This window comes from Streptomyces sp. NPDC104761, from assembly GCF_055583445.1.
This window is the reverse complement of the sequence record NZ_JBVJNZ010000007.1, coordinates 265,688-285,986: the sequence shown is the minus strand read 5'-3', so window position 1 is coordinate 285,986 and position 20,299 is coordinate 265,688. Positions and strand designations below refer to the sequence as shown.

Annotated in this window: 19 protein-coding genes; 7 read left to right on the top strand and 12 right to left on the bottom strand. The window is 71.3% G+C overall.

Translation table 11 applies throughout. The features are described from left to right. The first annotated feature begins 17 nt into the window (after positions 1 to 17). Both ACZ63F_RS21185 and ACZ63F_RS21180 read left to right on the top strand, forming a co-directional pair. Entirely contained in the window at positions 18 to 1,259 is a 1,242-nt protein-coding gene (locus ACZ63F_RS21185; RefSeq protein ID WP_469712872.1) for an SAV2148 family HEPN domain-containing protein, read from the top strand. A 115-nt stretch (positions 1,260 to 1,374) separates the two neighbouring features. Further along, positions 1,375 to 2,094 (top strand): exonuclease domain-containing protein, encoded by a 720-nt coding sequence (locus ACZ63F_RS21180; protein WP_469712870.1) that lies wholly within the window; start codon positions 1,375 to 1,377, stop codon positions 2,092 to 2,094. Between the two features lie 97 nt (positions 2,095 to 2,191). Here the strand turns inward: ACZ63F_RS21180 and ACZ63F_RS21175 are convergent, their stop codons facing one another. Then, the gene (locus ACZ63F_RS21175) at positions 2,192 to 3,055 is read right to left on the bottom strand and encodes a phosphotransferase enzyme family protein (protein ID WP_469712869.1); all 864 of its coding nucleotides are present in this window, start codon (positions 3,053 to 3,055) and stop codon (positions 2,192 to 2,194) included. Positions 3,056 to 3,254: 199 nt separating this feature from the next. Between ACZ63F_RS21175 and ACZ63F_RS21170 the strand changes: the two genes are divergently transcribed. Genes ACZ63F_RS21170 through ACZ63F_RS21160 form a run of 3 tightly spaced genes read left to right on the top strand, consistent with a single transcriptional unit; the run spans position 3,255 to position 6,276 of the window. Continuing rightward, positions 3,255 to 4,169, top strand: a complete 915-nt coding sequence (locus ACZ63F_RS21170; protein ID WP_469713083.1) for a carbohydrate ABC transporter permease — start codon at positions 3,255 to 3,257, stop codon at positions 4,167 to 4,169. Next, positions 4,166 to 4,999 carry a carbohydrate ABC transporter permease gene (locus tag ACZ63F_RS21165; protein ID WP_469712867.1) on the top strand — a complete coding sequence of 278 codons (834 nt, stop codon included), beginning with the start codon at positions 4,166 to 4,168 and terminating at the stop codon, positions 4,997 to 4,999. Before ACZ63F_RS21170 ends, ACZ63F_RS21165 begins: the two co-directional genes overlap by 4 nt. Continuing rightward, complete coding sequence (locus ACZ63F_RS21160; RefSeq protein WP_469712865.1) at positions 4,999 to 6,276, top strand: ABC transporter substrate-binding protein; 1,278 nt, start codon at positions 4,999 to 5,001, stop codon at positions 6,274 to 6,276. The genes ACZ63F_RS21165 and ACZ63F_RS21160 overlap by 1 nt, the downstream gene beginning before the upstream one ends. A 75-nt stretch (positions 6,277 to 6,351) precedes the next feature. Here the strand turns inward: ACZ63F_RS21160 and ACZ63F_RS21155 are convergent, their stop codons facing one another. Continuing rightward, complete coding sequence (locus ACZ63F_RS21155) at positions 6,352 to 8,598, bottom strand: MMPL family transporter (RefSeq protein ID WP_469712863.1); 2,247 nt, start codon at positions 8,596 to 8,598, stop codon at positions 6,352 to 6,354. Positions 8,599 to 8,992: 394 nt separating this feature from the next. Between ACZ63F_RS21155 and ACZ63F_RS21150 the strand changes: the two genes are divergently transcribed. Together ACZ63F_RS21150 and ACZ63F_RS21145 are read left to right on the top strand one after the other, a co-directional pair. Beyond that, complete coding sequence (locus ACZ63F_RS21150) at positions 8,993 to 9,544, top strand: DUF1697 domain-containing protein (RefSeq protein ID WP_469712861.1); 552 nt, start codon at positions 8,993 to 8,995, stop codon at positions 9,542 to 9,544. A 59-nt stretch (positions 9,545 to 9,603) separates the two neighbouring features. After that, complete coding sequence (locus ACZ63F_RS21145; RefSeq protein WP_469712859.1) at positions 9,604 to 10,620, top strand: ketopantoate reductase family protein; 1,017 nt, start codon at positions 9,604 to 9,606, stop codon at positions 10,618 to 10,620. Positions 10,621 to 10,915: 295 nt separating this feature from the next. Here ACZ63F_RS21145 and ACZ63F_RS21140 read toward each other — a convergent pair whose 3' ends face one another. The 10 genes from ACZ63F_RS21140 to ACZ63F_RS21095 all read right to left on the bottom strand — a co-directional run bounded on the left by ACZ63F_RS21140 (position 10,916) and on the right by ACZ63F_RS21095 (position 20,176). Continuing rightward, positions 10,916 to 11,656: a sirohydrochlorin chelatase gene (locus ACZ63F_RS21140; RefSeq protein WP_469712858.1), complete on the bottom strand. Its 741-nt coding sequence runs from the start codon at positions 11,654 to 11,656 to the stop codon at positions 10,916 to 10,918. 5 nt (positions 11,657 to 11,661) lie between these two features. Continuing rightward, the gene (locus ACZ63F_RS21135; RefSeq protein WP_469712856.1) at positions 11,662 to 12,540 is read right to left on the bottom strand and encodes an ABC transporter permease; all 879 of its coding nucleotides are present in this window, start codon (positions 12,538 to 12,540) and stop codon (positions 11,662 to 11,664) included. Further along, complete coding sequence (locus ACZ63F_RS21130; RefSeq protein WP_469712855.1) at positions 12,527 to 13,312, bottom strand: ABC transporter ATP-binding protein; 786 nt, start codon at positions 13,310 to 13,312, stop codon at positions 12,527 to 12,529. Before ACZ63F_RS21130 ends, ACZ63F_RS21135 begins: the two co-directional genes overlap by 14 nt. 35 nt (positions 13,313 to 13,347) lie before the next feature. Beyond that, entirely contained in the window at positions 13,348 to 14,457 is a 1,110-nt protein-coding gene (locus ACZ63F_RS21125) for an aliphatic sulfonate ABC transporter substrate-binding protein (RefSeq protein ID WP_469712854.1), read from the bottom strand. Between the two features lie 231 nt (positions 14,458 to 14,688). After that, a complete protein-coding gene (locus ACZ63F_RS21120) occupies positions 14,689 to 16,032 on the bottom strand; it encodes a sulfate adenylyltransferase subunit 1 (protein WP_469712853.1) in 1,344 nt (447 codons plus the stop codon). Between the two features lie 2 nt (positions 16,033 to 16,034). Then, complete coding sequence (cysD, locus tag ACZ63F_RS21115) at positions 16,035 to 16,973, bottom strand: sulfate adenylyltransferase subunit CysD (RefSeq protein WP_469712851.1); 939 nt, start codon at positions 16,971 to 16,973, stop codon at positions 16,035 to 16,037. Beyond that, on the bottom strand, positions 16,970 to 17,506 hold the full coding sequence (cysC, locus tag ACZ63F_RS21110; RefSeq protein WP_352366263.1) for an adenylyl-sulfate kinase: 537 nt from the start codon (positions 17,504 to 17,506) through the stop codon (positions 16,970 to 16,972). Before cysC ends, cysD begins: the two co-directional genes overlap by 4 nt. A 92-nt stretch (positions 17,507 to 17,598) precedes the next feature. Further along, entirely contained in the window at positions 17,599 to 18,309 is a 711-nt protein-coding gene (locus tag ACZ63F_RS21105; RefSeq protein WP_469712849.1) for a phosphoadenylyl-sulfate reductase, read from the bottom strand. Beyond that, on the bottom strand, positions 18,306 to 18,485 hold the full coding sequence (locus tag ACZ63F_RS21100; RefSeq protein ID WP_351328653.1) for a hypothetical protein: 180 nt from the start codon (positions 18,483 to 18,485) through the stop codon (positions 18,306 to 18,308). The genes ACZ63F_RS21105 and ACZ63F_RS21100 overlap by 4 nt, the downstream gene beginning before the upstream one ends. Next, a complete protein-coding gene (locus ACZ63F_RS21095; protein WP_469712848.1) occupies positions 18,482 to 20,176 on the bottom strand; it encodes a nitrite/sulfite reductase in 1,695 nt (564 codons plus the stop codon). Before ACZ63F_RS21095 ends, ACZ63F_RS21100 begins: the two co-directional genes overlap by 4 nt. Positions 20,177 to 20,299: the final 123 nt, after the last annotated feature.

Genomic DNA, 20,299 nt, shown 5'->3' with positions numbered 1-20,299 from the left:
CGGAAGGCGGTGCACGGGTGGGCTCGGGAGGCCTGGAGCTGCCCCCTGGTGACGAGGGTCACGAGGGGAACTCCACAGACGTCCCGCCCGGCGCGGTGTCCCTGGCCCGGCCGATGGACGCCACGGGCTCCATCGGGCCGGAGCTGGAGTGGGACGCCGACGCCTGGCTGGAGGTGCGTACGCGCGCCCAGCGGGCCGGCCGGGCCTACATCTGGCTGAACCTCGTCGAGCAGCGGATGCGGGCGGTCGTGGCCGCCGTGCTGCGGCCCATCTACGAACCCGTCCACGGCGACGAGTGGGTGGTCGCCGCGGCCGGTCCGGCCGGCCAGGAGTGGGTCCAGCGGGCCGTCGCCGTGCGCGAGGTCAGCCGCCGCAAGGGGTACCTGCTCGACCCCGCCGACGACAACGTGCTCAGCTTCCTCACCCTGCCGCAGCTGCGCGAGCTGATGGTCCAGCACTGGCCGTGCTTCGAGCCGTACTTCGACGAGCGCCGGGACGTCGAACTCGCCCTGGACGAGCTGGAGGTGACCCGCAACGTCGTCTCCCGCAACCGGGCGCTGTCCGGGGCCGTCCTCGACCAGGCCGAGCGCGCCTCCGCCCGGCTCCTGGAGATGCTCGGCGCGGGCGGCGACGTGCCCTCGGCGCGCCGGCTCCCGGTGGACGCGGTGGAGGACCTGGTCGGTGACCGCTACGGCGACGTGGTCGCCGTCCATCCCGACCGGGTCCGCCTCATGCGCCAGTTCCCGGCCGAGGACCTCTTCGGCGGCGCCCGCCGCCTCGACGCCATCGGCATCGGCCTCAACCTGCTCGTGCAGAACTTCTCCGGCCGCCGTCTGGTCCGCCTCGCCGAGACCGGCTGCCGGGTCCGCCTCCTCTTCCTCAACCCCGCCTCCAGCGCGGTCAAGCGCCGCGAACGCGAACTCGGGATGAAACGGGGCGAACTGGCCCGTTCGGTCGAGATGAACATCCTCCACATGCGCCGCGTCCGCTCCCGCCTGCGCGACCCGGGTGCCTTCGAGATCCAGGTGTACGACGACACCCCCCGCTTCTCCGCCTACCTGGTCGACGGCGACGGCACCGACGGCGTCGCGGTCATCCAGTCCTACCTGCGCGGGGCGCGCGGGATGGAGTCACCGGTGCTGGTGCTGCGCAACGGCAGCAAGGTGGTCAGGTCGGACGACGTCGTGGAGACGGGCCTCTTCCCGACCTACCGCGAGGAGTTCGAGACGGCTTGGGCGGATTCGCGCCCGGTGTCCTGACGTGCGTGTGCGACGCTGACGCGCCGGTAAGCGGAACGCGGTCCTCTGATTGTCAGTGGGGCATGCGAGGGTGGAGACCACTGGGGGAAAGCACCACCAAGAAGGGGGGCCGCCCATGGGCTGGCACCAGGAGCTCCTGATCGGCTTCGACCTGGAGACGACGGGTACGGATCCGCGCGAGGCACGGATCGTCACGGGGGCCGTGATCGAGGTCAGGGCCGGGCAGGAGCTGGGCCGCCGCGAGTGGCTGGCGGATCCCGGCGTGGAGATCCCGGCCGACGCGGTGGCGGTGCACGGCATCAGCAACGAGCGGGCGGCTGCCGAGGGCAGACCGGCCGACCAGGTCGCCGACGCCCTCGCGGACGTCCTGACCGGCTACTGGAGGACGGGCGTCCCGGTCGTGGCCTACAACGCGACCTTCGACCTCACCCTGCTCTCGGCGGAGCTGCGCCGGCACGGGCTCCCGTCCCTCTCCGACCGCCTCGGCGGCCTCGACCCGGCACCGGTCGTCGACCCGTACACCATCGACCGCTGGGTCGACCGCTACCGCCGCGGCAAGCGGAACCTGGAAGCGGTGTGCGCCGAGTACGGCATCACCCTCGCCGCCGCCCACAACGCCTCGGCCGACGCCCTTGCCGCGGCCCGGCTGGCCGGCGCGATAGCCGAGCGGCACCCGAAGATCGCGGTGCTGGGTCCTGCCGAGCTGCACCGGCGGCAGGTGGAGTGGTACGCGGAGTGGGCGGCGGACTTCCAGCGGTTCTTGCGGGGCAAGGGGGAGGCCGACGCGGTGGTGGACGGGGCGTGGCCCCTGCGGGAGCTGGCCGACGTCGTCTGAGTGCCGGGGCGGCTGGGTTGACCGTTCGCCGCGGGCCGGTGGGGGCTGGTCGCGCAGTTCCCCGCGCCCCTTTGGGGCGCTGCTCAGCGGGCGTTTCTCAGAAGGAATACCACCGCACCGACTCGTCTCCCTCCCGTAGCGAAGTCACCCGGCGTTCGAACTCGGCCAGTGCCTGGGGGTTGCTCGGTGCGTGCTGGGCGACCCACGCACAGCTGGCCGTCTCCCGGGCTCCGCGGAGCACGGAGCACCCCTCCCACTCCCGCACATCCCATCCGTAGGCCTCGGCGAACGAGTCGTAGGCGTCGGCCGGCAGCCCGTACCTGTCCCGGGACAGTGCCATCACCACCAGGTCGTGCTCGCGCAGGTCCGAGGAGAAGGTCTCCAGGTCGACCAGGACCGGGCCGTCCGGGCCGACGTGCACGTTGCGGGGGAGCGCGTCCCCGTGGATCGGTCCTGGCGCCAGACGGGGCGTCAGCGCGGCCGCGGCCGCCGCGAAACCGTCCCGGCGCTCTCGCAGATACGCCGCGTCGGCGGGGGCGATCGCGTCGCCGGCCAGCCGCAGCCAGCGCTCCACACCGCCCAGCAGCTCGCGGGGCGGCAACGCGAAGGGAGGAGCGGGCAGTGCGTGCACGATCCGCAGCAGCGCGGCCAGATCCCGCGGCTCGGCCGGCCGCACCGGGTCCGGCAGCCGGTGCCACACCGTCACCGGGTGGCCGTCGACGAGCAGCGCCTTCGGCTCGGCGGCGCGTACGGCGGGTACGTCCGCCTCCGCCAGCCATCCGGCGATCTCCAGCTCCCGCCGGGCCCGGTCGAGGAGCTCGGCGTCCCGGCCGACCTTCACCACCAGGTCCCCGGCCGCGAACACCGCGTTCTCGCCCAGGGCCAGGAGCGGGGCGTCGGCCGCCGCACCGGGCAGCACACCCGCCGCGGCCAGTACGTCCCGCGCCGTTGCCTCGTCCATCGCCCGCCTCCGTGTCCGTTCCGGCGCCCGGGTGCCCGCCGCTGTGCGGGTGCACACGGCGTCGCCTTCTCGCCGTCCGGCGGCCAGTCTCGCATCCACAAAGGTCGGAGGGTGTGCGCGGTGCCTTGACGGGACAACCGGCCTTCACGACCATGTCCAGGCCCGACCGGGCCGCGCAAAGGGGGACGACGTGGCATTGGTGACCGACGTGGCGAGTGCGGGGCGGCGGCCGGCCGCCGACCGTGTCAACGGCCGCGGCGCATGGTTCCTGGTCCTGCCCGCCCTGATCCCGATCCTCGTGCTGAGCGTCGGTCCGCTGCTCTACGGGCTCCTGCTGGCGTTCACCGACGCCCAGTCGGGCCGGACCGCGGCGACGCGGTGGATCGGCGGTCTCAATTTCCGGGACCTGCTGCACGACACCCTCTTCTGGGAGTCGTTCCGGATCGGCCTGGTCTGGGCCGTCGGCGTGACCGTGCCCCAGTTCCTGCTCGCTCTGGGCCTCGCCCTCCTGCTCGACCAGGAGTTACGGCTGCGCTGGCTGGCCCGCGCGCTCGCGATCGTGCCGTGGGCGATGCCCGAGGTCGTCGTCGGCATCATCTGGCGGCTCGTCTACAACCCCGACGCGGGGGTCCTCAACGAGACCCTGCACGACCTCGGCCTCGGCGACGGCCGGGACTGGCTGAGCGGTCTCGGCACCGCCCTGCCCGCCGTGATCGTCGTCGGCGTCTGGGCGGGGATGCCGCAGACCACCGTCGCCCTGCTGGCCGGGCTCCAGAACACCCCGCGCGAACTGCACGAGGCGGCGGCAGTGGACGGCGCCGGCGCCTGGCGCCGCTTCCGCGCGGTCACCTGGCCCGCCCTGCGACCCATCGCCCTCGCCGTCACCGCACTCAACCTGATCTGGAACTTCAACTCCTTCGCCCTGGTCTACGTCCTGACCAACGGCGGCCCCGGCGGCAAGACCCGGCTGCCGATGCTCTTCGCCTACGAAGAGGCCTTCCGCTACGGCCAGTTCGGGTACGCGGCGGCGATGGGCTGCGTGATGGTCGCGGTGATCGCGGTGCTGCTGGCCGTCTTCCTGACGGGCCGGCTGCGGGGAGGCGAGGACGCGTGAGGACCCGTACCGCAGCCCGCGCCGGCCAGTACGCGGCCCTGCTGGCCTACCTGGTCTTCCTGGCCTTCCCGCTCCTGTGGCTGCTCTCCACCGCCTTCAAGTCCCCCCAGGAGCTGGGCAGTCTGCATCCCACCTGGATCCCCCGGCACCCCACCCTGGCCAACTTCCGCCAGGCCTTCGACGAACAGCCCCTGCTGCGGGCCGGCCTCAACTCCCTGCTCGCCGCGCTCGGCGCCGCGCTGGTCGCCGTCGTGCTCGCGACCCCGACGGCCTACGTCATGGCCCGGCGCCGCACCGTGCTCTCCCGGGCGGCGACCGGATGGGTGGTGGTCAGCCAGGCGTTCCCGTTCGTCCTGGTGATCATCCCGCTGTTCCTGGTGCTGAAGAACCTGCGGCTCATCGACTCCCTGTTCGGGCTGGTGATGGTGTACGTGGTGTGGGCACTGCCGTTCGCGCTGTGGATGCTCGTCGGCTACGTCCGAGCGGTGCCCGTGGAACTGGAGGAGGCGGCGGCCGTCGACGGGGCCGGGCGGCTGCGGACGCTGGTGTCGGTGACGGCACCACTGCTGGCGCCCGGGATCGTGGCGACCGGGCTGTTCGCCTTCGTCACCGCGTGGAACGAGTTCTTCTTCGCGCTGGTGCTGCTGAAGACACCGGAGAAACAGACCCTGCCGGTCGTCCTCACCCACTTCATCGGCGCCGAGGGCGTCGCCGACCTGGGTCCGCTGGCGGCGGCCGCCTTCCTCGCCACCCTGCCCTCGCTGGTCGTCTTCGCGCTGGTCCAGCGGCGGATCTCGGGCGGGATGCTCGCCGGGGCGGTGAAAAGCTGATGCGCACCAGGATCGGCACGGCGGTCCTCGTACTCCTCCTGCTGCTCGCGGGCTGCACCTCCGCCGCCCGCACCGGCGGCCCCATCACCCTGCGGTTCCAGTCCCTGGCCTGGCAGGACGAGTCGGTCGCCGCCAACAAGGAGCTGGTGAAGGAGTGGAACGCGACGCACCGGGACATCAAGGTCGAGTACGTCCAGGGGAGCTGGGACAGCGTCCACGACCAGCTGCTCACGTCCTTCGAGGGCGGTGAGGCACCGGACATCATCCACGACGCCTCCGACGACCTCGCGGACTTCGCCTACGGCGGCTACCTCGCCGACCTCACCGGCCTGCTGTCCGACCGCCTGAAGTCCGACATACCGCAGCGCAGTTGGCGGACGGCGACCTTCGGGCACGGCATCTACGGCGTGCCCTTCCTCCAGGAACCGCGGGTGCTGATCGCCGACAAGACCTGGCTCGCCAAGGCCCGCGTGCGCATACCCACCCCCGAACACCCCTGGACCTGGGCCGAGTTCCGGCAGATCACCAAGCGGCTCAGCCGCGACGGGAAGTACGGCGTCGCCTGGCCGCTCAAGGAGCCCGTCTCCGCCACGCTCAACCTGTCGCTGTCGGCGGGCGGGCAGCTCTTCCACCGGGGCGCCGACGGCAAGGTGACCGTGCGGTTCGGGTCCGCCGACCAGGTCGTGCCGCGCACGGTCCACGACCAGGTGAACGCCGACCACAGCGCGCCCGGCTCCACCCTGGGCAGCGGTGGCTCGGACACCCTGCCGGGGTTCTTCGCCGGCAAGTACGCGATGGTCCCCCTCGGGTTCTCCTACCGTCAGCAGATCGTCCAGCAGGCACCCAAGGGCTTCGACTGGGAGGTCCTGCCCGCCCCGGCCGGCGCGGACGGCCTCGAGCAGGGCGTCAGCCCGCAGACGCTGTCCGTCGCGGCGGACAGCCCGCACAAGAAGGAGGCGGCGGAGTTCATCGACTTCCTGCTGCGGCCGCAGAACATGGTCCGGCTGGCCCTCGGCGACTGGATGCTGCCCACCGGCACCCAGGCACTGCGGGACCCCGCCCTGCACACCGCCACGTACGGCTGGGCCACCGGCACCGCCCTGGCCGGACACCTCAGCCCGGCCCCCGCCCAGACGGTCCGCGGCTACCCCGAGTGGAAGGACAAGGTGGCCACCCCGGCCCTCCAGGAGTACTACAGCGGGGCCATCGGCCTCGGCGCACTCCGCCGCCGCCTGGAGAAGGACGGCAACCTGGTGCTGGCCCGCTACCAGCGCTGAGGCCCACGAGGGACAGGGCCCGTCGGCTCCCCCGGAGACCGACGGACCCTGTGTCGAAGGGCGTTGCCGCCGGGCTCAGACCGGCAGCCGCTCCTGCTCGCCCCGCGTCACCGGCGCCTCGGCCTCCGGCGACTCGTCGTGCGTCAGGTCGGGCAGCCACCGCAGCCAGCTCGGCAGGTACCAGTTGCGCTCGCCGAGCAGGGCCATCACCGCCGGCAGCAGCACGCCCCGGATGACGGTCGCGTCGATGAGGACCGCGGCCGCCAGGCCCACGCCCATCTGCTTCATGGACTGCATGGACAGCGTGCCGAAGATCGCGAACACGGCGACCATGATGACGGCCGCGCTGGTGACGACCCCGGCCGTGGTGACCACGCCGTGCTGGATCGCCTCCCTGGTGGACCGGCCGCGCAGCCGGGCCTCACGGATCCGGGAGACCACGAACACGTGGTAGTCCATGGACAGGCCGAACAGGATCACGAAGAGGAACAGCGGCAGCCAGGTGACGATCGCGCCGACTCCCTCCGCGCCCACCAGCGAGGCGCCCCAGCCGTGCTGGAAGACGGCGACGAGGATGCCGTAGGCGGCGCCCACCGAGAGCAGGTTGAGCAGGATCGAGGTGACCGCGACCGTCAACGAGCGGAAGGACAGCAGCATCAGGAGGAAGGCGAAGACGACCACGAAGGCGAAGACCGGGACGACCGAGCCGAGCAGCTGGTCGTTGAAGTCCTGGTTGCCCGCGACGTTACCGGTGATCGGGGCCTGCACGCCGTCGATCTTGCCGAGCGTGGCGGGCCGTACCTCGTCGCGCAGCGTGTGCAGGCTCTTGCCGGCCTTGTCCAGGTCGGAGCCGCCGACCAGCGGGACGGTGATCAGGGCGACGTTCTGGGCGTCGTGCAGCTTGATGTCGACGGGCCCGCGCGAGGCGCCCGAACTGATCGCCCGCTCCTTGAAGTCGGTCAGCGCCTGCCGGACCTCGGGGGCGTTGATGCCCTTCGCCCTGACGACCACCTCGGCGGGCTCGGAGCCGCCGGGGAAGGCCTGGTTGACGCGGTCGTAGGTCTGCACGATCGGCAGCGAGTTCCCGAACTCCTGGTCCAGGGTGAGCTGTGAGGTCTTCATGCCGAGGGCGGGAGCGGCGACCGCGAGCAGGGCGCCGACCGCGACGAGCACGGAGACCAGCGGCCTGGCGAGGACCCCCCGCAGCACGGCCGTCCAGAAGCGGCTCTCGGACGGGCCGTGGGCCCGCTTGCGGCGGCGCAGGAACGGGATGCGGCCCTTCTCGACCCGGTGGCCGAGCAGGGAGAGCAGCGCGGGGAGCACCGTCACGGAGCCGACCATGGCGACCGCGACGACCATCAGGGAGGCCAGGCCCATCGCCTCGAACTCGGCGAGACCGGTGAACAGCATGCCCGCCATCGCCACGCACACCGTGACACCGGAGACGATGATGGCCCGGCCGCTGGTGGCGGCGGCGATCCGCAGCGCGGCGTCCGCGCCCCGGCCGGCCTCCCGTTCCTCGCGCTCCCGGCGCAGGTAGAAGAGGCAGTAGTCGACGCCGACGGCCATGCCGACCAGCAGCATCACGGAGTTGGCGGTGTCGCTCATCGGCTGCAGATGGCTGACCAGGCCCATCAGGCCCATCGTCGCCATGATCGCGGTGATCGCCAGACCCACCGGCAGCAGGGCCGCCACCAGCGCGCCGAACGCGATCAGCAGGATGCCGAAGGCCACCGGCACGGCGGAGTACTCGGCCCGCTGGAAGTCCTTGCCGAAGGCGTCGTCGTACTGCTTGTTCATGCTGGCGCCGCCGATCTCCTCGATCCGCAGCGTGCCGTGCGCCTTCTGCACCCCGGCCACCGCGTCCAGCACCGGTCCCACCCGGTCGCCGGCGGTCTCGGAGTCGCCGCGCATGTCGAACTGGACCAGTGCGCTGCGGCCGTCCTTCGAGATCGTTCCGGTGACGTAGGGCGAGGTGACGTCCGTGACCCTGCCGGTGCCGTCGACGGCCTTCACGACGTCCGAGACGGCGGCCTTGAACGCGGTGTCCGTGGCCCTGACCGACGGGTCCTTGGCCTGGATCAGGACGGTCTCGCTCGCGGGTTCCTTGATGCCCGCGTCGTCGATGATCTGCGCTGCGGTGTGGGTCTCGCCCTTGAGCTGGTCGCTCTCGTCGACGTCGACCCGGCCGGCCGCCGAGCCGAGCCCCATCGCCAGGACGACGAACAGCACCCATACGCCGACGGCGGCCCAGCGGTGCCGGGCGCTCCAGCCGCCGGCCCGGGCGGCCAGCCCCCGCACCCGCGTCTCTCCGTTCCCCATGACGGAATCCATGACGGGAATGCCCCCTCGTGTGCGGTGACGGCCCCGGCCGCCACGATCTCTTCACGACTTCGTTCGTTCGATTCGAAGGTATGGGCCGGACAAGACCGACTCCTCGTGCTGCCCGGTGAGGTCGGGCGGCCGTCTCTCGTCGCCTGGGAGGATGTCGGGCCCTTACATCTATCCACCCATCTCGGGGGTGATGATCAGGGACGTCCCTTCCGACGACGGGGATCCTCTTTGTGATTGCGAAACCTTGTTGAACAAGTCACAGGTGCGTGTAGGAGTTGATCCGGACCGGTCCGATCGGCCAGAGTTTCGGGCAGCCCGGCATGCCCGGCACGGCCGTCGCGCCAACCCCCACGGGGCACGACGGCCGTTCTAAGGTGTTCGAATGACGAGGTATGCGGCGCTGTTGCGCGGGATCAACGTGGGCGGCAGCAAGAAGCTCCCGATGGCCGAACTGCGCACGCTGATGAGCGGACTGGGGTACGACTCGGTCCAGACCTACCTGCAGAGCGGACAGGCCGTCTTCACCGCCGCCGACGCGGACGCCGACTCCCTGGCGGCGGAGCTGACCGGGGCGATCGAGGAGCGGTTCGGCTTCTTCGTCGACGTGCTCGTCCGCGACCACGCCTACCTGAAGGCGGTCGAGGCGGCCTGCCCGTTCCCGGCCGCCGAACTGGCGGCCAAGCAGCTCCACGTCACGTACCTCTCCGCGCCGGTCACCGCGGAGCGCTACGCGGACATCGACCCGGCCGCCCACCTCCCCGAGGAGTTCCGGGTGGGCGACCGGGCCCTGTACCTGTACGCCCCGGACGGCCTCGGCCGCTCCAAGCTCGCCGAGGCGCTGTCCAGGCCCCGGATCCACAAGGGGCTGACCGCCACCACCCGGAACTGGAACACGGTGGTCAAACTGGTGGAGCTGACGGCCCCGGAAGCGTGACCGACGGCCGCCCCGCCCCTGCCCCGGGGGCGGGGCGACGGCTGTGCGAGGCTCCTCCCATGCGCTACATCATCATCGGAGCGGGCGCCGTCGGCGGCGCGGTCGGCGGGCGGCTGGCCGGCGCGGGACACGAGGTCGTCCTGGTGGCACGGGGCGCGCACCACGCGGCGCTGCGGGACGCCGGGCTGCGGCTGACGGTGCCGGACGGCGAGTACACGTACCGGCTGCAGGCCGTCACCGGGCCCGGGGAACTGGGCGGGCTGCGCGCGGACGACGTCCTCGTCCTCGCCGTGAAGACACAGGACACCGTGAGCGCCCTCCAGGCCTGGGGGCCGGCGCCGGTCGCGGGCGGTGGCACGGCGGCGGAGCGGCTGCCCCTGTTCTGCGCCCAGAACGGCGTGGAGGGCCAGCGCCTGGCCCTGCGCGTCTTCCGGCACGTCTACGGCGTCTGCGTCTGGCTGCCGTCGACCTTCGTCGAACCCGGCGTCGTCTCCGCGGGCGGTGCCCCCCTCACCGGCATGCTGCACCTCGGCCGCCACCCGCACGGCACCGACGCGACCGCCCGGCTGGTCGCCGCCGACCTGGAGAAGTCCCACTTCGAGGCACCGGTCGTGCCCGACGTGGCGCGCTGGCAGTACGCCAAGCTGCTCTCCAACCTCGGCAACGCCCTGGAGGCGGTCGCCGGGCCCATCGCCGACGACGCGGCCGTGGCCCTGTTCCAGCGGGTGCGGGCCGAGGGCGAGAGGGTGCTCGACGCCGCCGGTATCGCGTACGCGAGCGTCGAGGAGCAGAAGGCGCTGCGTGGCCACAAGGTGGACCTGGTCCCGCTGGCCGGTGCCCCGCGCGGCGGCGGCTCCTCCTGGCAGTCCCTCAGCCGCGGTACCGGCACCATCGAGGCGGACTACCTCAACGGCGAGATCGGGCTGCTGGGCCGCCTGCACGGCGTTCCGACGCCGCTCAACGACCTTCTGCAGCAGCTCGCCAACACCTTCGCGCGCGAGCGCCGGGAGCCCGGCTCGATGCCGTTCGGGGACCTCGCGCGGCTCGCCGGTGAGGCCGCCTCCACAACCGGTTGACACAGGGAGCTGGTCACGTGCTGCGCCGTCGTGGCTGATCGCGCAGTTCCTCGCGCCCCTGAAGGGGCGCTAGAGGTGACGCGCCCCAAAGGGGCGCGGGGAACTGCGCGAGCAACCCCAACGGCGCGGCGGTTGGCGCGGACCGGTGCAGTCCCCGGTGTGACAGGTTCGCCGGGCGCGACGCAGAAGTAAGTGTGCCGACCACGGTGTGACGCTCGCGAGAGCCCGCCGCGGGCCGGCCTGTTCGCGGTCCGACGGACAGGGGAGCGCCGGACCGCGAACTCCAAGCGCCGGATCAGGCCCCGACGGCCGCCAGGGCCGGGGTGCGCGCCGCGTCGTACCGTTCCAGGAGCACCCGCGCCACCTCGGGCGCCGGACCGAGCACCTCGGCCAGTACGTCCGCCTCCGCCGCACCCCGCGCGATGCGGTCCGGCAGGAAGCCGGGGGCGAGGACGTACGGGGCCACCGCGACCCGGGCGCAGCCCAGCTCCCGGAGCTCGCGTACCGCTTCCTCGGTGCGGGGCAGGGACGCGGAGGCGAACGCGGGCCGCACGGCGCACCAGCCGGAGCGCTGCCACTCCCGCGCCAGCCGTGCGATCACGGCGATCGCCTCCGGGTCGCTGGACCCCGCCGAGGCCAGCACGACCCCGGTCGAGGACCTGTCGGCGGAGGTCAGTCCGGCCTCGTGCAGCCGCCGTTCCAGGGCCGACAGGAGCAGCGGCGACGGGCCCAGCACCTCCGCCTGCCGGATCCGCAGCCGCGGCGGCGCGTTTCGCAGTACCGCCGGGATGTCCGCCTTCGCGTGGAAGGCGCGGGTCAGCAGCAGGGGGAGGGCCACGACGTCACGGACGCCCTCCGCCGCCAGGGACTCCAGTACCCCGTGCACGGACGGGACGGTGAAGTCCAGGAAGCCCGTCTCCACGCGCAGCCCGGGCCGCAGCGACCGTACCCGGCGCACCAGGGCGTGGACGCTCGCGGCGTGCCGCGGATCACGGCTGCCGTGGGCGATGACGAGGAGAACGGGCTTCGTACGCATGGACCTCAGCTCTTCACCAGCAGGCCGCGGCTGCGCAGCACCCACCGCTCCAGCGGACTGAAGATCAGCAGGTCGATCGCGATGCCGACGAACAGGATCAGGATGATGGCCTCGAACACCATCGCCATGTCGCTGGCGGTCCGCGCGTTCTCCAGGAGCTGGCCCAGGCCCACGCCGAGGTCGGGGAAGCTCGCGATGATCTCCGCCGCCATCAGCGAGCGCCAGGAGAACGCCCAGCCCTGCTTCAGACCCGCCACGTAGCCGGGCATGGCGGCCGGCAGCACGACGTGCCAGATGCCCTTGACGCCCGTCGCGCCCATGGTGCGCCCGGCCCGCAGGAACAGCGGGGGCACCTGGTCGACGCCGGACACCAGGCCGTTGGCGATGGAGGGGACCGCGCCGAGCAGGATCACGGCGTACATCATCGAGTTGTTCAGGCCCAGCCAGATCACGGCCGGCGGCACCCACGCCACCGACGGCAGCGACTGGAGACCGGACAGGATCGGGCCGATCGCCGCGCGCACGAACCTCACCCGCGCCACCAGCAGCCCCAGCGGGGTGCCGATGAGCAGCGCGAAGAGGAAGCCGAGCAGGCCGCGGCTGACGCTGGTCCAGATGTAGCCGAGCAGGTCGCCCTTGAGCCAGGCGTCCTTGAACGCGTCACCGACCGCCGACGGCGACGGCAGCTTGGACGGGTCGTCGACGACCGGGACGAGGAGCGTCCAGACCACGAGGACCACGGCGAGCGCGATGATCGGGGGCAGGATCTTGCCGGTGAAGGTCTGGCGGAGGGTCGGGCGGCTGGTGGCCGTCGTCTCCAGGGCGTCGAGGCCGGCCTCGACACTTCCGGCGTCCTTGGCCGGCGTCGTCTCAGTGCTGGCCATGGCGGCGGATCTCCCCACGCAGTACATCGGTGATCTCGAGGGACAGTTCGGCCACCGGCGCGTCCTCGATGCGGCGCGGCTGCGGGATGCCGACCTCCCACTCGCGGGCTATCCGGCCAGGCCGGGACGACAGCAGGATCACCCGCTGGGCGAGCCGCACCGCCTCGCGCACGTTGTGCGTGACGAACAGGACGGAGACGCCGGTCTCCTCCCAGATCCGGGTCAGCTCGTCGTGCAGCACGTCACGGGTGATGGCGTCCAGGGCCGAGAACGGCTCGTCCATCAGGAGCAGCCGGCTCTCCTGGGCGAGCGAACGGGCCAGGGCCGCCCGCTGGCGCATGCCACCGGACAGCTCGTGGACGCGCTTGCCGTGGGCGCCCTTCAGCCGGACCAGTTCGAGCAGCCGCTCGGCCTTGTCCCGGCGGTCCTCCTTGGGAACCCCCCTGAGCTTCAGGGCGAGTTCGATGTTCTTGCCCGCGGTCAGCCACGGGAAGAGGGCGTGCTCCTGGAACATCAGGGCGGGCCGCCCGTCCGTCGCGATGGAGCCCGCGGTGGGCCGGTCGAGCCCCGCCACCAGGTTCAGCAGCGTGGACTTGCCGCAGCCCGAGGCCCCCAGGAGGGTGACGAACTCGCCCGGCGCGACATCGAGGGTGATGTCGTCCAGGACGAGCTGCTGCCCGCCCGGAGTCGCGAAGGACTTCGAGACATGCTCAAGGCGTGCCGCGTACTCGACCGACTCGTCGGCCTTGGCGAGTGTCGTGGTCGTGGCCATGGTCGTCACCTCCTGGGATCTCGTCGGGACCGGCGTCAGCTGCTGCCGAGACCGGCGGCGTCGACCGGGCTCTGGCCGTCGGCCTTCAGCACCTTGTTGAGGATCGTCAGGTCGTAGATGTTCTTGAGCAGCGGGTCGGTGAGCAGACCGGCCTTGACGGCGTGCTGCGCCTCGGTGTTGAGGGTGGAGGCCAGCGGGTCGTCGGTGAACTTGATGGACGGCCAGGCCGAGTTCAGGACGTCGTCGGGCAGCGCCTTGCCGGAGTCGACCGCCAGCTGCTTGTTGGCCGAGGCCTTCGCCGCGTCCGGGTTGGCGTTGATCCACTTGTTGGTCTCGACCGAGCCCTTGAGGACCGCCTCGACGACCTTCGGGTGCTCCTTGAGGAACTTCTGCGACACGATGATGTTCGTGATCACGAACTTCTTGTCGGGCCACAGCGTGGACTCGTCGAGCAGCACCTTGCCGCCCTCGGCGACCAGCTTGGACGCGGTCGGCTCGGGCACCCAGGCGCCGTCGACGGAACCGGCCTTGAAGGCGTCCGGGGTGATCTTGTTGTCGGTGCGGACGACCGTGACGTCACCCTTGCCGCTCTGCGCGTCGACCTTCCAGCCCTGGTCCGCGATCCAGTTGAGGAACGCCACGTCCTGCGTGTTGCCCAGCTGAGGCGTCGCGATCTTCTTGCCCTTGACGTCCGCCAGCGACTTGATCTTCTTCGGGTTGACGACCAGCTTCACGCCGCCGGACGCCGAGCCGCCGATGATCTTCAGGTCGGTGCCGTTGGACTTGGTGTAGCCGTTGATCGCCGGGGAGGGGCCGATCCAGCCGATGTCGATCGACCCGGAGTTGAGCGCCTCGATCTCGGAGGGACCCGCGTTGAAGATCGCGTACTTCGCCTTGGTGGCGCCGAGCTCCTTCTGGAAGAAGCCCTTCTGGTTGCCGACCAGTGCGGTCGCGTGGGTCAGGTTGCCGAAGTAGCCGATCTTGACGGTGTCGAGACCGTCGATCTTCTTGGCCCCGGCGGCGACCTTGGTGGTGTCGCTCTTGTCGGAGTCCGACCCGTACCCGCAGGCGGCGAGCGTGAGCAAGGGGAGCGCGGCGAGCGCGGCTATGCCGCGGCGAAGGAACTTTGAGCGGTTGACAGGCACGGGAGGCTTTCCTCTCGTTGGCCCGGCGGTCACGGTCTTTCAGGTCGTGGCCGGGAGGTCGGCAGGTCTTCGTCGCATCCGGGACGGCGGGTGGGGGGCCAGGGCGCGCAGGCGGTGCGCGTACGTCATCGCGCACATCGCGCCACCCCGCCCTGCCCGCTCCCGAGGGCGCCGCTGCCGACGCGGCCGCCCTCCTTCGCGAACGTCGAGTAGACGTCGGTCATCGTCATGTCAGAAGTCCCAGCCGTCGTCTTCGGACTCGTCCTTGACCGGCTCGGGGGAGGCGAACGACTCGCCGACCATGCCCGCGGTGAGCGTGGTGCCGTCGGCGGGGTCGATCAGGATGAACGAGCCGGTGCGGCGCGAGTCGGCGTAGGAGTCGACCGGCAGCGGCTCGGCGGTGCGGATCTTCACCCGGCCGATGTCGTTGGCGACGAGCTGTCCCGGGTGCGGGTGCAGGGACAGGTCGTCGAGCGTGAGGCGGGACGGGATGTCCTTGACGACTGCCTTGACCGTGCGGGTGCCGTGCTTGAGCAGCACCCGGTGGCCGACGGTCAGCGGCTGGTCGGCGACGTGGCAGACGGTCGCCTCGACGTCCTGGGTGGTCGCCGGGGCGTCCTTCGTCGGCACGATCAGGTCGCCGCGCGAGACGTCGATGTCGTCGGTGAGCAGCAGGGTCACCGACTGCGTCGTCCAGGCCGCGTCGACCGGCTCGCCGAGCAGGTCGATGCCGGAGATCGTCGTGGTACGGCCGGACGGCAGGACCGTGACCGCCTCGCCGACGTGGAAGGTGCCGGCCGCGATCTGGCCGGCGTAACCCCGGTAGTCCGGGTGCTCGGCGGTCTGCGGGCGGATCACGTACTGCACGGGCAGCCGCGCGTGGCAGTGGCTCAGGTCGTGGGCGACCGGGACGGTCTCCAGGTGCTCCAGGACGGTCGGGCCGCCGTACCAGTCCATGTGCGCGGACGGCTCCACGACGTTGTCGCCGACGAGCGCCGAGATCGGGATCGCGGTGACCTCGGGGACGCCCAGCTCGGTGGCGTACGCCGTGAACTCCTCGGCGATCGCCGCGAAGACCGTCTCCTGGTAGTCGACCAGGTCCATCTTGTTGACGGCGAGGACGACGTGCGGGACGCGCAGCAGGGCGGCGATCGCGGCGTGCCGGCGGGTCTGCTCGACGACCCCGTTGCGGGCGTCGACCAGGATGACGGTCAGCTCGGCGGTGGAGGCGCCTGTGACCATGTTGCGGGTGTACTGCACGTGGCCGGGCGTGTCGGCGAGGATGAAGCGGCGCTTCGGGGTGGCGAAGTAGCGGTAGGCGACGTCGATGGTGATGCCCTGTTCGCGTTCGGCGCGCAGGCCGTCGGTGAGGAGGGCGAGGTCGGGGGTGTCCTGGCCGCGGTTGGCGGAGGCGCGTTCGACGGCCTCCAGCTGGTCGGTGAGGACCGACTTGGAGTCGTGCAGCAGCCGCCCGACCAGGGTGGACTTGCCGTCGTCGACGGAGCCCGCGGTCGCGAACCGCAGCAGGGTCGTCTCGGCGTGGCCGAGGTCCGCGGTGCTGGTGGTGGTGCTCATGGTTAGAAGTACCCCTCGCGCTTGCGGTCTTCCATCGCGGCCTCGGAGAGTTTGTCGTCGGCGCGGGTGGCGCCGCGTTCGGTGAGGCGGGAGGCGGCGATCTCGGCGATGACCTTGTCGATGTCGTCGGCGTGGGAGTCAACCGCGCCGGTGCAGGACATGTCTCCGACGGTCCGGTAGCGCACCTGCCGTTTCTCGACGGTCTCGCCGTCCTTGGGGCCGCCCCATGCGCCGGCGGTCAGCCACATGCCGCCGCGCATGAACACCTCGCGTTCGTGGGCGAAGTAGATCTGGGGGAGTTCGATGTCCTCGCGGGCGATGTACTGCCAGACGTCGAGTTCGGTCCAGTTGGAGAGGGGGAAGACGCGGACGTGTTCGCCGGGGGCGTGGCGGCCGTTGTAGAGGTTCCACAGTTCGGGGCGCTGGCGGCGTGGGTCCCACTGGGAGAATTCGTCGCGCAGGGAGAAGACGCGTTCCTTGGCGCGGGCCTTTTCCTCGTCGCGGCGGCCGCCGCCGAAGACGGCGTCGAACTTCTCGCTCTGGATCTTCTCGGTGAGGGGCACGGTCTGCAGCGGGTTGCGGGTGCCGTCGGGTCGTTCGCGCAGCACGCCGCGGTCGATGTAGTCCTGTACGGAGGCCACGTGGAGGCGCAGTCCGTGCTGTTCGACGGTGCGGTCGCGGTATGCGAGGACTTCGGGGAAGTTGTGGCCGGTGTCCACGTGGAGCAGGGAGAAGGGGATCGCGGCGGGGGCGAACGCCTTCAGGGCGAGGTGGAGCATGACGATGGAGTCCTTGCCGCCGGAGAAGAGGATCACCGGCCGTTCGAACTCGCCGGCCACCTCGCGGAAGATGTGGACCGCCTCGGACTCCAGAGCGTCCAGATGGGACAGGGCGTACGGGGTGCCCGTGCCCTCCCCGTGCGCCGCAACGGTCGTCGTCATGCCAGTCCCTTCCCGCTCAGCAGGGCGTACACGGACGCCGCGGACTCCTGCACGCTCTGGTGCTGTGACTCGATCCGCAGATCGGGCGTCTCCGGCTCCTCGTACGGGTCGTCGACGCCGGTCAGCCCGGTCAGCTCGCCCGCGGCCTGCTTGGCGTACAGACCCTTCACGTCGCGTACGGAGCACACCTCGACCGGGGTCGCCACGTGCACCTCGACGTACGCGGTGCCGTTCTCCGCGTGGCGCTTGCGGACCGCGTCGCGGCTGTCCGCGTAGGGGGCGATCACCGGGACGAGCGCCTTGACGCCGTTGCGGGCCAGCAGTTCGGCGACGAAGCCGATGCGCTGCACGTTGGTGTGCCGGTCCTCGCGGCTGAAACCGAGGCCCGCCGAGATGAACTCGCGGATCTCGTCGCCGTCGAGTACCTCGACGAGGTGGCCCTCCTCGCGCAGCCGGCCGGCCAGCTCGTACGCGATGGTGGTCTTGCCGGCGCTCGGCAGACCCGTGAGCCAGACGGTGGCTCCGGTCGTCACGTCGTTCTCCTGGTTCGTCGATGGGGGCGTCGGGTGGGTCGTCTGGTGGAGCGTGTGGTGGGTCGCCTGCGTCGCGGAGCGCCCGGCGGTCGTCATCCGTGCAGTCCGCACTCGGTCTTGGCCCGCCCGGCCCAGCGGCCGGCCCGTGCGTCCTCGCCCTCGAGGACCCGGCGGGTGCAGGGGGCGCAGCCGACCGAGGTGTAGCCGTCCATCAGCAGGGGGTTGGTCAGCACGCCGTGTTCGGCGACGTAGGCGTCCACGTCGTCCTGGGTCCAGCGGGCGATCGGGGAGATCTTGACCTTCTGCCGCTTCTCGTCCCAGCCGACGACCGGGGTGTTCGCCCGGGTCTGCGACTCGTCGCGGCGCAGCCCGGTCGCCCAGGCCGCGTACTTCGTCAGGCCCTGCTCCAGCGGCTGCACCTTGCGGAGCCTGCAGCACAGGTCGGGGTCGCGGTCGTGCAGCTTCGGCCCGTACTCCGCGTCCTGCTCGGCGACCGTCTGGCGCGGGGTGAGGGTGATGACGTTGACGTCCATCACGGCCTCGACCGCGTCCCGGGTGCCGATGGTCTCCGGGAAGTGGTAGCCGGTGTCGAGGAAGACGACGTCGACGCCCTTCTGGACGCGGGAGGCCAGGTGGGCCACCACGGCGTCCTCCATGGAGGAGGTCACGCAGAAGCCCTTGCCGAAGGTGTCCACCGCCCACTGGAGGATCTCCAGGGCGGAGGCGTCTTCGAGGTCACGGCCGGCCTGCTCGGCCAGCGCCTTCAGATCGTCGGTCGTACGGTCTTCCTGAGCCGTGGTCATATCTGTTCCCCTCCAGCTTCGGAGTGCTTCAGTCCCCGGGCGAGCAGCCCGAGGAACTTCAGCTGGAATGCGCGGTTGCAGGCCGCGCATTCCCAGGCGCCGTGGCCCTGTTCGCTGGGACGCAGGTCCTCGTCGCCGCAGTAGGGGCAGTAGAAGGGGGCCGCCCGCTCGCTCATGAGAGGGCCTCCTCACTGGCGCGGGCGGCCCAGGCGGCGAACCGCTCGCCGTCCGCGCGCTCCGCCTGGAAGCGCCTGAGCACCCGCTCGACGTAGTCCGGCAGCTCCTCCGAGGTCACCTTGAGACCGCGGACCTTGCGGCCGAACCCGGCCTCCAGGCCGAGCGCGCCGCCCAGGTGCACCTGGAAGCCCTCGACCTGCTCGCCCTTGTCGTTCAGGACCAGCTGGCCCTTGAGACCGATGTCCGCGACCTGGATACGGGCGCAGGCGTTCGGGCAGCCGTTGATGTTGATGGTGAGCGGCTCGTCGAACTCGGGAAGCCGGCGCTCCAGCTCGTCGATCAGGGTGGAGCCGCGCTGCTTGGTCTCGACGATCGCGAGCTTGCAGTACTCGATGCCGGTGCAGGCCATGGTGCCGCGCCGGAACGTGGACGGCCGGGCGGTCAGGTCCAGCGCCTCCAGGGCCTCGACCAGCGACTCGACCTGGTCCTCGGCGACATCGAGGACGATCATCTTCTGCTCGACGGTGGTCCGCACCCGGCCCGAGCCGTGCGCCTCGGCGAGATCCGCGATCTTCGCCAGGGTGGCGCCGTCCACCCGGCCGACCCGCGGGGCGAACCCGACGTAGAAGTTGCCGTCCTGCTGCCGGTGCACGCCGACGTGGTCCCGCCAGCGCGACACGGGCTCGGCGGGCGCGGGGCCGTCGACGAGGGAGCGCTTGAGGTACTCGTCCTCCAGGACCTGGCGGAACTTCTCCGCGCCCCAGTCGGCGACCAGGAACTTCAGCCGGGCGCGGGTGCGCAGCCGCCGGTAGCCGTAGTCCCGGAAGATGCCGATCACGCCGGCCCAGACGTCCGGGACCTCGTCCAGCGGCACCCAGGCACCGAGCCGGACGCCGATCTTCGGGTTGGTGGACAGGCCGCCGCCCACCCACAGGTCGAAGCCGGGACCGTGCTCGGGGTGCTCCACGCCGACGAACGCGATGTCGTTGATCTCGTGCACCACGTCAAGGAGCGGCGAGCCGGAGATCGCGGACTTGAACTTGCGCGGCAGGTTGGAGAACTCTTTGCTGCCGATGTACCGCTTGTGGATCTCGTCGATCGCCCAGCTGCCGTCGATGATCTCGTCCTCGGCGATGCCGGCGACCGGCGAGCCGATGACGACACGCGGGGTGTCGCCGCACGCCTCGGTGGTGGACAGGCCGACCGCCTCCAGGCGGTTCCAGATCTCGGGGACGTCCTCGATGCGGATCCAGTGCAGCTGGATGTTCTGCCGGTCGGTGACGTCCGCGCTGCCCCGGGCGAACTCCTGCGAGATCTCGCCGATCACCCGCAGCTGCTGCGTGGTCAGCCGGCCGCCGTCGATCCGCACCCGCAGCATGAAGTACTTGTCGTCCAGCTCCTCCGGCTCCAGGATGGCGGTCTTGCCACCGTCGATGCCGGGCTTGCGCTGCGTGTACAGGCCCCACCAGCGCATCCGTCCGCGCAGGTCGTTGGGGTCGATCGAGTCGAAGCCGCGCTTGGAGTAGATCGTCTCAATGCGTGTCCGCACATTGAGACCGTCGTCGTCCTTCTTGAACTGTTCGTTGCCGTTGAGCGGGGTGAAGTGCCCCATGGCCCACTGACCCTCGCCACGGTGACGGCTCACCTTGCGGCGGGGCGCGGAGGCGGGGTTCTGCGGGGTGGCGGCCATGGCGATATACGTCCTTCAGACGGCGGGGAAGCGGCTCTGACCTGCGCTTGCGGGCGCGCGGGGGCATGTCTGCGCGGCACTGCGCAAGGAGAGGTCTGGACAGGAAGGCGCGGCGGTGCTGTG

Bases quoted from the DNA above. Each gene is read 5' to 3' on its own strand.
- ACZ63F_RS21100 (WP_351328653.1), bottom strand. From the start codon at position 18,485: ATGAGCGAGCGGGCGGCCCCCTTCTACTGCCCCTACTGCGGCGACGAG.
- cysD (WP_469712851.1), bottom strand. From the start codon at position 16,973: ATGACGACGACCGTTGCGGCGCACGGGGAGGGCACGGGCACCCCGTAC.
- ACZ63F_RS21105 (WP_469712849.1), bottom strand. From the start codon at position 18,309: ATGACCACGGCTCAGGAAGACCGTACGACCGACGATCTGAAGGCGCTG.
- ACZ63F_RS21135 (WP_469712856.1), bottom strand. From the start codon at position 12,540: ATGGCCAGCACTGAGACGACGCCGGCCAAGGACGCCGGAAGTGTCGAG.
- ACZ63F_RS21160 (WP_469712865.1), top strand. From the start codon at position 4,999: ATGCGCACCAGGATCGGCACGGCGGTCCTCGTACTCCTCCTGCTGCTC.
- ACZ63F_RS21155 (WP_469712863.1), bottom strand. From the start codon at position 8,598: ATGGGGAACGGAGAGACGCGGGTGCGGGGGCTGGCCGCCCGGGCCGGC.
- ACZ63F_RS21120 (WP_469712853.1), bottom strand. From the start codon at position 16,032: ATGAGCACCACCACCAGCACCGCGGACCTCGGCCACGCCGAGACGACC.
- ACZ63F_RS21150 (WP_469712861.1), top strand. From the start codon at position 8,993: ATGACGAGGTATGCGGCGCTGTTGCGCGGGATCAACGTGGGCGGCAGC.
- ACZ63F_RS21130 (WP_469712855.1), bottom strand. From the start codon at position 13,312: ATGGCCACGACCACGACACTCGCCAAGGCCGACGAGTCGGTCGAGTAC.
- ACZ63F_RS21095 (WP_469712848.1), bottom strand. From the start codon at position 20,176: ATGGCCGCCACCCCGCAGAACCCCGCCTCCGCGCCCCGCCGCAAGGTG.
- ACZ63F_RS21175 (WP_469712869.1), bottom strand. From the start codon at position 3,055: ATGGACGAGGCAACGGCGCGGGACGTACTGGCCGCGGCGGGTGTGCTG.
- ACZ63F_RS21180 (WP_469712870.1), top strand. From the start codon at position 1,375: ATGGGCTGGCACCAGGAGCTCCTGATCGGCTTCGACCTGGAGACGACG.
- ACZ63F_RS21140 (WP_469712858.1), bottom strand. From the start codon at position 11,656: ATGCGTACGAAGCCCGTTCTCCTCGTCATCGCCCACGGCAGCCGTGAT.
- ACZ63F_RS21145 (WP_469712859.1), top strand. From the start codon at position 9,604: ATGCGCTACATCATCATCGGAGCGGGCGCCGTCGGCGGCGCGGTCGGC.